This is a genomic window from Pseudomonas sp. St386 (assembly GCF_018325865.1).
Lineage (GTDB): Bacteria > Pseudomonadota > Gammaproteobacteria > Pseudomonadales > Pseudomonadaceae > Aquipseudomonas > Aquipseudomonas brassicacearum.
This window is the reverse complement of record NZ_AP021900.1, coordinates 6,447,880-6,460,272: the sequence shown is the minus strand read 5'-3', so window position 1 is coordinate 6,460,272 and position 12,393 is coordinate 6,447,880. Positions and strand designations below refer to the sequence as shown.

The window sequence follows — 12,393 nt, the reverse complement described above, 5'->3', positions numbered from 1 at the left end:
GCCCAGACCCTTACTTTGAGCAAGAGCTCTAAAAGCAAACACTAGGCATAACTTAGTGGCGTCAGCCTAGAGGCGGCTGACAATACGTGTTGTAGTTAATTCGTCAGTTCGAAACCGACCATGGGCAATAACAGCCGACCGCCAACGTGTGAGTCGCACTAACTTCCCGGCCGACACTCAACGCCTCGAGAATCGGCTCGATGAAGCTGTTGCTCGAGTTGCAGGTCAGGCCTTCGCTGTAGGGGCCGAAGTACGCCAGTTTGCCGCTGCGATCCCAGATCGCTACGGCCGGGCTTGCAGGAATCTGGCTTGAACCGGGGAGCGTCGGGAGGGTTTTGAAGTGGCTCAATGTGGCTGGCAACTGACCTTGGCTGCCGGCTTTTTGTACCGCATAAAACTCGACGCCTTGCGGTACATATTTATCGACCAGCTCGGAAAGGTGTTGCTGGTTGCCGACGTTGCACGGGCACGCCGGGTCCCAGAAATGTACCAGACGTATCGCACCGGGACCGGCCAGATCGGCAGGCAGGCGCAGCGGGTCGCCGGAAAACACCGCGGTGTGTTGGCTGAAAGCCCGCAGGAAACGGCCCTGGAACCAGTCGTAGGCCATCCACAATACGACGGCGCATCCGAGGGCGAGCAGGCTGGCGAGCAAGGTCGTGCGGTGGGACGGGCGCATGGAGTCGATCCTCTGAAGCCGCGTAGCTTGCCATGCCTGCCGCGACAGATGAATATCGCAGGCTTACAAAGTCTGTTTCGCGCGATGCGCCTATGCCTGGAAATCTTGATGCCTGCCACTTTCGACCCCGATCTCCTGCGTGCCAGCCTGCAACCGCTGGCCCAGTGGCAAGCCCTGTCCGAGCAAGCCCAGGCCTACCAGCGGTTCTATGGCCTGGACTTTCCCCAGCGCAGCGTGCGCAAGGGATTGGGGCGTTTCGAGGTGGGTGGGTATGAGCTGGTCAGCCAGGTCTGGTGGCCGGAAAAGGCCGTGGCGACCTTGTTTGTGTTCCACGGTTACTACGATCACATGGGGCTGTATCGCCATTTGATCGAGTGGGCCCTGGAGCAGAAGTTCGCGGTGATCGCCTGGGACCTGCCGGGCCACGGGCTATCCAGTGGCGAGCGCGCCAGCATCGGGGATTTTGCCGAATACCAGGCCGCGTTGCAGGGCCTGTTGGCCGAGGCCGGGACGCTGGACCTGCCGCAACCCTGGCATCTGTGCGGGCAAAGCACCGGCGGGGCCATCGTCGTCGATCACGTGCTCAACCAGGGTGCGCAGAGCCCGGCGCAGGGCCAGGTCATCCTGCTGTCGCCCCTGGTGCGGCCGCGGGCCTGGGGATGGTCGCGCCTGAGTTATTACCTGCTCAAGCCCTTCGTGAAGGGGATTGCCCGACGCTTCAGCGAGAACTCCACCGACCCGGACTTCCTGCCGTTCCTGCAAGCCGACCCGCTGCAACCACTGCGCCTGCCCACCGCCTGGGTGGGTGCATTGGGGCAATGGATCAAGCGTATCGAAGCCGCCCCGAGCAGCCCGCGCCAACCATTGATCGTGCAGGGCCAGGCGGACATGACGGTGGATTGGGCGCACAACCTGCAAGTGCTGCGCAGCAAGTTCGATCGGCCGCAGGTGTTGATGTTGCCCGAGGGACGCCATCATTTGGCGAATGAGGCGCTGGCGTTGCGGCAGGAGATGTTTGGTTTTCTGACGAAGCGGATGAGCCGGGTTCGGCGGTGACTGGGTTATTGCTATCGCGAGCAAGCTCGCTCCCACAGGGTATTGAGCTGCTAGATCCAATGTGGGAGCGAGCTTGCTCGCGATGGCGGCGCTGAACTACTGCCCGAGATTCTGCCCCACCGCCAACCCCGCCCGAATCGCCGCCAAAGCCGCCTGATAATAAGCCTGGCCCTCGGTCGATTCGGCGAAGGTGGCGAACTCTTCCAGCTCGGTATCCGTCAGGTCACGGTAGACGTACAGCAGCGTGTTGTTCAGGTCCGCGCCGATCTGTTCCATTAACCGCTGGCGCTGGCCGTTGAGCATGCCCTGGGCCTGGCCGCCGCCCAAGAGTCCCGGGATCATCGAACTCAGGCTGTCGGCCGCCACGCCGGCGATCGCCAGGCTGACTTCGGCGCCGGCCTCGCGGGCGGGCAGGGCCTGGGCCAGGTGGCCGATGATCAACAGGCGGTTGTCGCTGGCTGGCATCTTCGGCAGGCCCTTGGCGTTTTTCGCCAATTGATCACGCCGGGTCGCCAGCAACTCGGCCGCCACGACCTTGCGACCCAGGGGTGATTGGAAAAAGCTCAGGGCCGGGCTGGGGTCACGCAGATTCTTGCGCATCTGCGCCTCGGCCCGCTGGTCCATGGCCTGAGAGGCGAAACGTTGATTGCTGTTGTTCACCAGGGCCTGGAACACCGCCGGCGGCAGGCTGCTCTGATAGCGCTGCTGGGCGGCGCTCAAGGCGTCATTGAAATGCGCCCGCTGTTCCGGCCAGCCGGCGACCTTGTACAACTGGTCGTAGCTGTCTGCCCAGGCGGGCAAAACGCAGAACATCAACAGTGAGAAAAGCAAACGGCGCATAGGGACTCCTGTCAGCAGCCGACTATTCTCCGTGGGGTGTGGGGTCTTGTCGAGAATTCGTATCAAGTTCGTACTGCGGTGCTATTTGACGCAGCGAACCCGCTGCGTGGCGCTGTCGGTTTTGCAGGCACAGGCATACTATGCGCGCCATGCAAATACCTTCTGATCACCCGCTGCTGTTACGTATCGTCGACGATCTGGCCGAGCACGGCTGGTCGCAGCAGAACCTCTTCCTGCCGGATGCGCTGACCCGCGCCCTGGCGGCCGAATGCCGCCAGCGGGCCGCCGAGGGCGAACTGGCCCCGGCAGCGGTCGGGCGCGGGCCGTTCTCGGAGATCCGCGAAGGGATCCGGGGTGATCACATCCAGTGGATCGAACCCGGCCAGGCGCAAGCCTGCGACCATTACCTGGCGCTGATGGACAGCCTGCGCGAGGCGATGAATCGCGGGTTGTTCCTGGGCCTGGAAGACTTCGAAAGTCACTTTGCCCTCTATCCACCCGGCGCGTTCTACCTCAGGCACGTCGACCGCTTCCGCGATGACGACCGGCGCATGGTGTCGGCGGTGCTCTACCTCAATGACGAATGGTTGCCGGAACACGGCGGCCAGTTGCGCATGTACCTGGACGAAAGCCTCGAACAGGACGTGGTGCCCATTGGCGGTTGCCTGGTGGTGTTCCTGTCGGGGGACATTCCCCATGAAGTACTGCCGGCCACGCGCGATCGCCTGTCCTTGACCGGTTGGTTCCGCCGTCGCGGCAACGAGTTGTTCTGAGATGGAAAAGATCCTGGTCAGTCGCTGCCTGCTCGGGCATCGCGTGCGCTACGACGGCGGCGCCAGCGGGCCGTTCGATCAACTTCAGCAATGGCTCGACGAAGGCCGGATCGTACCGCTGTGCCCGGAAGTCGCCGGCGGCTTGCCTACGCCTCGGGCGGCGGCGGAGATTCCTGGCGGGCAGGGCGGGCAAGTGCTCGACGGTCAGGCGGCGGTGATTACTACCGACGGCGAGAATGTGAGTGCGCAGTTCCTGTCGGGCGCGTATCAAGCGCTGGAACGGGTGCGTGAACACGGCATCCGCATCGCCGTGCTCAAGGCCAACAGCCCGTCGTGCGGCAACCTGTTGACCTATGACGGAACGTTCAGCGGTGTGAAAGTCAGCGGCGAAGGCGTGACGGCGGCGTTGCTCAAGCGGCATGGCGTGAAGGTGTTCAGTGAGCTGGAGTTGCCTGAAGCGGCGGCGGCCCTCAAGGCCCTGAACAACGAGTAACCTTGAGCCGCGCAGTTCTCAGCGGCAAGGAACTCTCTGTGGGAGCAAGGCTTGCCCGCGATACAGGCGCCTCGGTCTCTGAAAGACCGCATCGATTTCATCGCGGGCAAGCCTTGCTCCCACAAAATCGCTTGCTACTGGGTTATAGCTGCTCAGCCAACTGCTCAATCAGCTCCTGGCGCTCTGCCTGGCTCAATCGCGGTTGAGTATTCAGGGATGACCATTGCGGATGCGCCCGCGCCTTGTTCAAGGTTTCGGGTAGCTTGCCCTCGCGCCAGGTCTTGTCCTGGGGCGTGGCGATGCGGATGCTGTCCATTGCCGCATGGCCGCGCTGGTTGAGGGCTTGCAGCAGTTGGCGTTGGCGCAGGGCCAACAGGCGCAGCACGCTGTCGTCCACCGTCAATTCCCGTTGCCCCTTGAGCTTGCCCATCAGCCGGTTGCCATAGCTGCGGGCCGTTTGCAGGGTGCCGCCGACAATGGCCCCGGCCAGGGCAGCGGCGCCAAGGGTCAGGCCGCCCACCAGCAAATCGACGCCGGCCCCGGCCGCTGCGCCCGCCGCGATCCCGCCACCGACGCGTACGCCCAGTTGCTTGAGGGTCTCGGGGTTGAACAGGTCATCGCCCCAGCGCCCGTCGAGCAGCGGCAGATCGCTGGCGGCGGCGTCCTGGGGACGAAAAGCGTAAAGCTTGAGCAGAGCCTCGACGCAGCGCTGCTCGCGCTGACGCACCGCGTTGCGCAGTTCACTGATGGCCTCGCGTTCCAGTTCGGCGTCGCTGGCGACGCTGCGTCGGCAGGCGGCGCAGTCGATCAGCAGTTCGGCGATCAAGCGCGCCGCGCTCTGCTGGCGGGCCAGGCGTTGGGCCTGTTGATCGGCGACCAGGCGTTCCAGTTGCCCACGGGCGCTTTCCAGCAACAGCGCGAGGCTCTCATACAGACGTCGCTCGCCGTCCTCGGGCGGGGCGACGCTGTCAAAACGTACCAGGGCGTGCAGCCCCAGTCGTGCCAGGGCTTCGCGCCAGTCGAGCTCGCGATGGTGGGCGCTGCTGACGAAATTCAACACCGGCAGCAGCGGCTTGCCACAACTGGCAAGGACTTCCAATTCATCGCGGTACTTGGCCAGCACCGGCTCCCGGGCGTCGATCACATAAAGCCCGGCGTCGCTGGCGAGCAGTTGCCGCAGCACTTTGGCTTCCTGTTCGAAGCGTTGCCGCGCCTCGCTGCCCTCGAGGAAGCGGGCCAGGCGCGCCGGACCGTCGAGGCGTTCGCCAGGTCGCTCAAGGCGCTCGAGGTAATCGAGCAGGGCGATGGCGTCCTCCAGGCCCGGCGTGTCGTACAGCTCCAGCAGCGCTTCGCCGTCCACCGACAGGCGCGCACCTTCGACATGCCGGGTGGTGCTCGGGCGATGGGACACTTCGCCGAAGCCGACGTCGCGGGTCAAGGTACGCAGCAGCGAGGTCTTGCCGACATTGGTGTGGCCGACCACGGCCAGCTTCAGCGGCTTCATGGGCTCAGTCATGGCCGGTCTCCAGCCAGTTCAAGGGCATGCAGTCGGCGAAGGGCAACTGCAACTGTTGCAGTGCGGTGTGCCAGTCGCCCAGGCGCTCGGCGTCCAGCGCTTCGCCGGGCGGCGCCTGCAACAGCCAGACGCGGGTGGCGCTGGCGCTGCGGGCCAGCTCGGCGATCAGCGCCAGGCTGCCGCGGTCCGGCGAACGGCGTGGGTCGCAGGCAATAGCCAGGCGTGCCGGCGGAAAGCGCGACAGCTGTTCGAGGAGTTTGTGGCGCGACTCGCGGCTGTCGAGAATGCCGGCGCTTTTCACGGTTTCGGGCAGCTTGGGCGGCCAGGGCCGGTCGTCCAACTCGATTGCCACCAGCAGTGCGCCGTCGCTATTTATTGCACTGACAGCATTTTCGATGGGATGCAGTTGCGCGGGGGCGGTGTCGTTGACGCCCAGTCGCTCGCTGCTGGGCATCAGCCGTTCACGCAATTGGGCGTAGCCCGGCAGGTTCAGGTCCAGGCGCAGGGTGGCGCGGCCGCGACGCCAGCGCCACAGGCACAGCAGTGCCAGGCCCAGGCGCGGCAACAGGCCATAGACCAGCAGCACACCGACCAGCCAGCCAGCCCAGGCCTGGCGCGCGCTCTCGATGTTCAGGGCGGAATCGCCACTGGCGCGGATCATTTCCACCGTCGGCACGCTGAAGCCCAGCAGGGCGGGCAGCGCGCCGAGGGCCTGGGTCATGGCGACGAAGGTCTCGCCGCCGAGGATGGTGGTTTCCCAGACGAAGCCATAGCGCCGGGTCGCCATCAGCAGCAGGACGATGACCAGCGCGCTGAGCATCGCCAGCAGCCACAGGCCATTGACCAGCACGCCGAGGGCCCAGCGATTGAGTTTGTGCCGTTGCAGCAACAGCAGCAGGGCCGGCGCCAGTTGGGCGGCCTTGGCGTCGCGGGCGAGTTTTTCGCTGAGCCACAACCACAGGCGTCCCAGCGTGGCACCTTGCTCGCCAGCGAATATCAGGCCCAGGGCCCAGCCGATGAGCAGGATCAGGTTCAGCCCCAGCAGACTGCCCAAGGCCCAGAACACATTGACCGCTGCCTGCCCGTTGCCAAGTGCGGCAAAGCCCAGGCCGGCGCCGCTGATGACGGCGAGCAGCGCCAATGCGATCAGCGCCAGGCGCGCCCCTTGCAGCCAATGGCGCAGGGCCTCGGTGAGGCCATCGCGCTCGGCCAGCCAGCGGGCACGGTGGCGGATGCGAGTGGCTAAGTCGCCGCCGGCTGCACGGGCCAGGCGATTGGCTTCCTGGTCCTCGAGCGGGCCGGCGTGTTCTTCACGCAGGCGTATCGTCTCGGTCAACCAGAGGTTTTGCAGTACTGTCACGAGTGCTTCCGTTGCTCGAATGAGGGTTGAGCATAACCGCTGTGATGCCTGTCGGGGTACGCCGAGCCTCTGGTATCCTCGCGGCCATGAACAAAACTCTCCCTTTAAGCCTGATCGCAGCCCTCGGTGAAAACCGTGTGATCGGCATCGACAACAGCATGCCCTGGCACCTGCCGGGGGATTTCAAATACTTCAAGGCCACCACTCTGGGCAAGCCGATCATCATGGGGCGCAAGACCTGGGATTCCCTCGGTCGACCGCTGCCGGGACGCCTGAACATCGTGGTCAGCCGCCAGTCGGGCCTGGTGCTGGAGGGCGCGCAAGTGTTCTCCACCCTGGAAGCTGCGGTGGCGCGGGCCGAGGCGTGGGCACTGGAACAAGGCGTCGACGAGTTGATGTTGATCGGCGGTGCCCAACTGTACGCCCAGGCCCTGGAACAGGCGGATCGACTGTACCTGACCCGCGTGGCGCTGAGCCCGGAAGGGGATGCGTGGTTTCCGGCATTTGATGCGAGCCAGTGGACGCTGGTTTCGAACCAGCCGAATCCGGCCGAAGGGGACAAACCGGCCTATAGCTTTGAGGTGTGGGAGAAGCTGTAAGCCCTGTGTGAGCAATGCCTGTGGGAGCAAGGCTTGCCCGCGATCCGGGCGCCTCGATCCATGGAATACCGCGTCGCTTTCATCGCGGGCAAGCCTTGCTCCCACAGGTATCAGGGCAATCAAGCGTGCACCAACTCCCCATGCTCCTCGGCATCGAGCAACGCCTTGTCAGTCTGCTGCATCACCTGGCTGGTAATCGCCCCGGCGGTGATCGAGCCGCTGACGTTCAACGCCGTACGGCCCATGTCGATCAGCGGTTCGACGGAAATCAGCAAGGCGACCAGCGAGACCGGCAAGCCCATGGCCGGCAGCACGATCAGCGCGGCGAATGTCGCGCCGCCACCGACCCCGGCCACCCCGGCCGAACTCAACGTCACGATCGCCACCAGCGTCGCGATCCACACCGGATCCAACGGGTTGATGCCCACAGTCGGCGCGACCATCACCGCCAGCATGGCCGGATAAAGGCCGGCACAACCGTTCTGGCCGATGGTGGCGCCGAACGAGGCGCTGAAGCTGGCAATCGCCCGTGGAATGCCGAGGCGGCTGGTCTGGGCTTCGATGCTCAACGGGATGGTGGCCGCGCTGGAGCGGCTGGTGAAGGCGAAGGTCAGCACCGGCCAGATCTTGCGGAAAAAGCGCAACGGGTTGATCCCGGCAGCGGACACCAGCAGGCCATGGACCACGAACATCAGGCCCAGCCCCAGGTACGACACCACGACAAAACTGCCGAGCTTGATGATGTCCTGCAGGTTGGAACCGGCCACCACCTTGGTCATCAGCGCCAGCACACCGTACGGCGTCAGCTTCATCACCAGGCGCACCAGGCGCGTCACCCAGCTTTGCAGGGTGTCGATGGCGTTGATCACTTTCTGGCCTTTCTCCACGTCGTCCTTGAGCAACTGCAACGCCGCGACCCCGAGGAACGCGGCGAAGATCACCACGCTGATGATCGAGGTCGGCTTGGCCCGCGCCAGGTCGGCAAAGGGGTTCTGTGGGATGAATGAAAGCAGTAATTGCGGGATGTTCAGGTCGGCGACCTTGCCGGCGTAGTCGCTCTGGATCACTTGCAGGCGCGCCAGTTCCTGGGTGCCGGCCACCAGGCCTTCGGCGGTGAGGCCGAACAGGTTGGTCAGGCCAATGCCGATCAGCGCGGCGATGGCGGTGGTGAACAGCAGCGTGCCGATGGTCAGGAAGCTGATCTTGCCCAGGGACGAGGCGTTATGCAGGCGGGCCACGGCGCTGAGGATCGAGGCAAAGACCAGCGGGATCACGATCATTTGCAGCAACTGCACGTAGCCGTTGCCCACCAGGTCGAACCAACCGATCGAGGCCTTGAGCACCGGGTTGCCGGCGCCATAAATCGTGTGCAGAGCGAGACCGAACACCACGCCCAGCACCAGTGCCAGCAGCACTTTTTTCGCCAGGCTCCAGGTGCGGTGACGGGTTTGTGCCAGGCCGAACAGCAAGGCGAGGAACACCAGAAGATTGAGGATCAAAGGCAGATTCATCAAAAGAGACTCCGATAAGACGTGCCAGTCGCCCGAAGCCGCGACTGTGAGCCGGGAAGCCTAACAGCCTGATAACTAATGAATTAATACTAAAAACGCATGTAGATTGTCGTTTATGGAATAAGGCAGCGACGTTTACGGATATGTCGCTGGCGCAATCAAGACGCAAGCGGTCGCGGGTAGGCGAGGACTGTCACAAGCATTTGTTAGCGTCGAGTTCTTTTGAACCCGGGAGAAATGCCGATGAAACTCGCACCTCGTTTTCTCGCTGTCGCCTTGAGCCTTGGTCTCGCCGGCCAGGCACTCGCCACCGATCTCAAACACTGGCCGGCGGAACAAGCCAAGGCCCTGGAGACGATGATCGCGGCCAACGCCAACAAGGGTAACTACGCGGTGTTCGACATGGACAACACCAGTTACCGCTACGACCTTGAGGAGTCGTTGCTGCCGTTCATGGAAAACAAGGGCCTCATCACCCGGGAAACCCTGGACCCGTCCTTGAAGCTGATGCCGTTCAAGGACACCGCCGACCACAAGGAAAGCCTGTTCAGCTACTACTACCGCCTGTGCGAAGTCGATGACATGGTCTGCTACCCATGGGTGGCCCAGGTGTTTTCCGGCTTTACCCTCAAGGAGCTCAAGGGCTATGTCGACGAGTTGATGGCGTCCGGCAAGCCAGTGCCGACCACGTATTACGACGGCGACAAGGTGGTCCAGTACAACGTCAACCCGCCGAAAGTCTTTACCGGCCAGGCCGAGCTGTACAACAAGCTGATGGAAAACGGCATCGAGGTCTATGTCATGACCGCCGCTTCCGAAGAACTGGTGCGCATGGTCGCCTCCGATCCGAAGTACGGCTACAACCTCAAGCCGCAGAACGTGATCGGCGTGACCACCCTGCTCAAGGACCGCAAGACCGGCGAGCTGACCACCGCGCGCAAGCAGATCACTGCCGGCAAATATGACGAGAAGGCCAACCTCGATCTGGAGTACACGCCTTACCTGTGGACCCCGGCGACCTGGATGGCCGGCAAGCACGCAGCGATCCTGACGTACATCGACGAATGGAAAAAACCGGTACTGGTGGGCGGCGACACACCCAGCAGCGATGGTTACATGCTGTTCCACGATGTGGACGTAGCCAAGGGCGGCATCCACCTGTGGGTCAACCGCAAGGACAAATACATGACCCAGATTAACGGCATGATGGCCAAGCACGCTGCCGCCCAGGCCAAGGAAGGACTGACGGTGACCGCGGACAAGAACTGGGTGATCGTCAAGCCCGAAGACATCCAGTAAGACCCACACCCCCCTGTGGGAGCGAGCTTGAACTCGCGATGAGGGCGTCACATTCAACCTCACTGTTGATTGATACGCCGCCATCGCGAGCAAGCTCGCTCCCACATGTGGTGGTTGGTGTTCTGTGTTTCCCGTAATAAAAATGCCCCGCACTTGGCGGGGCATTTTTATTGTCGCTGTAGACGCTTACAAGCCGTCGAGCATTGCCTTGTTACGCACCGCGCCCTTGTCGGCGCTGGTGGCGAGCAGGGCGTAGGCCTTGAGGGCCGTGGTGACTTTGCGTGGACGCACTTCCACCGGTTTCCAGCCCTTGTTGTCCTGTTCGACGCGGCGCCCGGCCAGTTCTTCGTCGCTGATCAACAGGTTGATCGAGCGGTTCGGAATGTCGATCAGGACCTTGTCACCGTCCCGCACCAGACCGATGGCGCCGCCAGCGGCTGCCTCCGGAGAAGCGTGGCCGATGGACAGGCCCGAGGTGCCGCCGGAGAACCGGCCATCGGTCAGCAAGGCGCAGGCTTTGCCCAGGCCCTTGGACTTCAGGTAGGAGGTTGGGTAGAGCATTTCCTGCATGCCCGGGCCGCCTTTCGGGCCTTCGTAGCGAATGATCACGATGTCGCCGGCCTTCACTTCGTCAGCGAGGATGCCGCGCACGGCGCTGTCCTGGCTTTCGAAAATCTTCGCGTTGCCTTCGAACACATGGATCGACTCGTCGACGCCGGCGGTTTTCACCACGCAGCCATCCAGGGCGATGTTGCCGTACAGCACGGCCAGGCCACCTTCCTTGGAATACGCGTGTTCGACGCTGCGGATGCAGCCGTTTTCACGGTCGTCGTCCAGGGTTTCCCAACGGGTCGACTGGCTGAACGCGGTTTGCGTCGGAATGCCCGCCGGGCCGGCCTTGAAGAAGTGATGCACGGCCTCGTCGGTGGTCTGGGTGATGTCCCACTTGGCGATGCCTTCGGCCATGGTCTTGCTGTGCACGGTCGGCAGGTCGGTGTGCAACAGGCCGCCACGGGCCAGGGAGCCGAGGATGCTGAAGATCCCGCCGGCACGGTGCACGTCTTCCATATGGTACTTCTGGATGTTCGGCGCGACCTTGCACAGTTGCGGCACGTGACGGGACAGGCGGTCGATGTCGCGCAGGTCGAAATCGATCTCGGCTTCCTGGGCAGCGGCCAGCAAGTGCAGGATGGTGTTGGTGGAACCGCCCATGGCGATGTCCAGGGTCATGGCGTTTTCGAACGCCTTGAAGTTGGCGATGTTACGCGGCAACACCGACTCGTCGTTATCAAAGTAGTAGCGCTTGCACAGCTCAACGATGGTCCGGCCGGCCTGCAGGAACAGCTGTTCGCGATCGCTGTGGGTGGCGAGGGTCGAACCGTTGCCCGGCAGGGCCAGGCCCAGTGCTTCGGTCAGGCAGTTCATCGAGTTGGCGGTGAACATGCCGGAGCACGAACCGCAGGTCGGGCAGGCGCTGCGCTCGTACTCGGCAACCTTCTCGTCAGAGGCGCTGGAGTCGGCGGCGATGACCATGGCGTCGACCAGGTCGAGGCCGTGGCTGGCGAGCTTGGTCTTGCCGGCTTCCATCGGGCCGCCGGAGACGAAGATCACCGGGATGTTCAGGCGCAGGGCGGCCATGAGCATGCCCGGGGTGATCTTGTCGCAGTTGGAAATGCACACGATGGCGTCGGCGCAGTGGGCGTTGACCATGTATTCGACGGAGTCGGCGATGATCTCGCGGCTCGGCAGCGAATAGAGCATGCCGTCGTGACCCATGGCGATGCCGTCGTCCACGGCGATGGTGTTGAATTCCTTGGCAACGCCGCCGGCGCGCTCGATTTCCCGGGCAACCAGCTGGCCGAGGTCCTTGAGGTGGACGTGACCCGGTACGAACTGGGTGAAGGAGTTGGCAATGGCGATGATCGGCTTCTTGAAGTCGTCATCCTTCATCCCCGTGGCGCGCCACAAGGCACGAGCGCCGGCCATGTTGCGGCCATGGGTGGATGTTTTCGAGCGGTAATCAGGCATGGAGCACTCCGGGCGGCTAATCAGGTACTTATCAGGTATCAATGGGGAAGTGAGCTTCTGTCGACGTCTGGAACACCCGGGTTTGGCCGTGTGTCCGGAAGTGGCTGATGACTTTGCAGGATCGCTGCGCGCCTCAGCATGAGCTCATAAACCCGCCGGGGATGAATGGCGATGAATGACGCGATTCTACACCGCTGGCGCCAGGATGAAATGACGCAAAACGCTGATCGGACGCCAAT

Annotated in this window: 11 protein-coding genes; 5 read left to right on the top strand and 6 right to left on the bottom strand. The window is 63.3% G+C overall.

Features of this window, described 5'->3' with window-relative positions; genetic code table 11:
- Window positions 1-103: 103 nt before the first annotated feature.
- The gene (locus KI235_RS28705; protein ID WP_003206570.1) at window positions 104-679 is read right to left on the bottom strand and encodes a DUF6436 domain-containing protein; all 576 of its coding nucleotides are present in this window, start codon (window positions 677-679) and stop codon (window positions 104-106) included.
- A gap of 108 nt (window positions 680-787) precedes the next feature.
- Here KI235_RS28705 and KI235_RS28700 point away from each other — a divergent pair, with 108 nt between their 5' ends.
- Complete coding sequence (locus KI235_RS28700) at window positions 788-1,735, top strand: alpha/beta hydrolase (protein ID WP_027912908.1); 948 nt, start codon at window positions 788-790, stop codon at window positions 1,733-1,735.
- Between the two features lie 96 nt (window positions 1,736-1,831).
- Here the strand turns inward: KI235_RS28700 and KI235_RS28695 are convergent, their stop codons facing one another.
- Window positions 1,832-2,575, bottom strand: a complete 744-nt coding sequence (locus KI235_RS28695; protein WP_003206565.1) for a DUF2059 domain-containing protein — start codon at window positions 2,573-2,575, stop codon at window positions 1,832-1,834.
- 140 nt (window positions 2,576-2,715) lie between these two features.
- Between KI235_RS28695 and KI235_RS28690 the strand changes: the two genes are divergently transcribed.
- A complete protein-coding gene (locus KI235_RS28690) occupies window positions 2,716-3,348 on the top strand; it encodes a 2OG-Fe(II) oxygenase (RefSeq protein ID WP_003206563.1) in 633 nt (210 codons plus the stop codon).
- Between the two features lies 1 nt (window position 3,349).
- Window positions 3,350-3,841 (top strand): DUF523 domain-containing protein, encoded by a 492-nt coding sequence (locus tag KI235_RS28685; RefSeq protein ID WP_003206561.1) that lies wholly within the window; start codon window positions 3,350-3,352, stop codon window positions 3,839-3,841.
- A 142-nt stretch (window positions 3,842-3,983) separates the two neighbouring features.
- Here the strand turns inward: KI235_RS28685 and KI235_RS28680 are convergent, their stop codons facing one another.
- Window positions 3,984-5,357 (bottom strand): GTPase/DUF3482 domain-containing protein, encoded by a 1,374-nt coding sequence (locus tag KI235_RS28680; protein WP_003206558.1) that lies wholly within the window; start codon window positions 5,355-5,357, stop codon window positions 3,984-3,986.
- Complete coding sequence (locus KI235_RS28675) at window positions 5,350-6,717, bottom strand: DUF2868 domain-containing protein (RefSeq protein ID WP_027912909.1); 1,368 nt, start codon at window positions 6,715-6,717, stop codon at window positions 5,350-5,352. Before KI235_RS28675 ends, KI235_RS28680 begins: the two co-directional genes overlap by 8 nt.
- Before the next feature lie 86 nt (window positions 6,718-6,803).
- Between KI235_RS28675 and KI235_RS28670 the strand changes: the two genes are divergently transcribed.
- Window positions 6,804-7,316 (top strand): dihydrofolate reductase, encoded by a 513-nt coding sequence (locus tag KI235_RS28670; protein ID WP_003206554.1) that lies wholly within the window; start codon window positions 6,804-6,806, stop codon window positions 7,314-7,316.
- A 119-nt stretch (window positions 7,317-7,435) separates the two neighbouring features.
- Here the strand turns inward: KI235_RS28670 and KI235_RS28665 are convergent, their stop codons facing one another.
- The gene (locus tag KI235_RS28665) at window positions 7,436-8,827 is read right to left on the bottom strand and encodes an L-cystine transporter (protein WP_003206553.1); all 1,392 of its coding nucleotides are present in this window, start codon (window positions 8,825-8,827) and stop codon (window positions 7,436-7,438) included.
- Window positions 8,828-9,070: 243 nt separating this feature from the next.
- Between KI235_RS28665 and KI235_RS28660 the strand changes: the two genes are divergently transcribed.
- Complete coding sequence (locus KI235_RS28660) at window positions 9,071-10,126, top strand: phosphorylcholine phosphatase (RefSeq protein WP_013694476.1); 1,056 nt, start codon at window positions 9,071-9,073, stop codon at window positions 10,124-10,126.
- A 186-nt stretch (window positions 10,127-10,312) separates the two neighbouring features.
- On the opposite strand, the gene ilvD is transcribed toward KI235_RS28660, so the two are convergent.
- Window positions 10,313-12,154 carry a dihydroxy-acid dehydratase gene (gene ilvD / locus KI235_RS28655; RefSeq protein WP_003206549.1) on the bottom strand — a complete coding sequence of 614 codons (1,842 nt, stop codon included), beginning with the start codon at window positions 12,152-12,154 and terminating at the stop codon, window positions 10,313-10,315.
- Window positions 12,155-12,393: the final 239 nt, after the last annotated feature.

What these genes read in the sequence shown, in the direction of transcription:
- KI235_RS28705 (WP_003206570.1), bottom strand. Translation starts at nt 679, where the DNA reads ATGCGCCCGTCCCACCGCACGACCTTGCTCGCCAGCCTGCTCGCCCTC.
- KI235_RS28700 (WP_027912908.1), top strand. Translation starts at nt 788, where the DNA reads ATGCCTGCCACTTTCGACCCCGATCTCCTGCGTGCCAGCCTGCAACCG.
- KI235_RS28695 (WP_003206565.1), bottom strand. Translation starts at nt 2,575, where the DNA reads ATGCGCCGTTTGCTTTTCTCACTGTTGATGTTCTGCGTTTTGCCCGCC.
- KI235_RS28690 (WP_003206563.1), top strand. Translation starts at nt 2,716, where the DNA reads ATGCGCGCCATGCAAATACCTTCTGATCACCCGCTGCTGTTACGTATC.
- KI235_RS28685 (WP_003206561.1), top strand. Translation starts at nt 3,350, where the DNA reads ATGGAAAAGATCCTGGTCAGTCGCTGCCTGCTCGGGCATCGCGTGCGC.
- KI235_RS28680 (WP_003206558.1), bottom strand. Translation starts at nt 5,357, where the DNA reads ATGACTGAGCCCATGAAGCCGCTGAAGCTGGCCGTGGTCGGCCACACC.
- KI235_RS28670 (WP_003206554.1), top strand. Translation starts at nt 6,804, where the DNA reads ATGAACAAAACTCTCCCTTTAAGCCTGATCGCAGCCCTCGGTGAAAAC.
- KI235_RS28665 (WP_003206553.1), bottom strand. Translation starts at nt 8,827, where the DNA reads ATGAATCTGCCTTTGATCCTCAATCTTCTGGTGTTCCTCGCCTTGCTG.
- KI235_RS28660 (WP_013694476.1), top strand. Translation starts at nt 9,071, where the DNA reads ATGAAACTCGCACCTCGTTTTCTCGCTGTCGCCTTGAGCCTTGGTCTC.
- ilvD (WP_003206549.1), bottom strand. Translation starts at nt 12,154, where the DNA reads ATGCCTGATTACCGCTCGAAAACATCCACCCATGGCCGCAACATGGCC.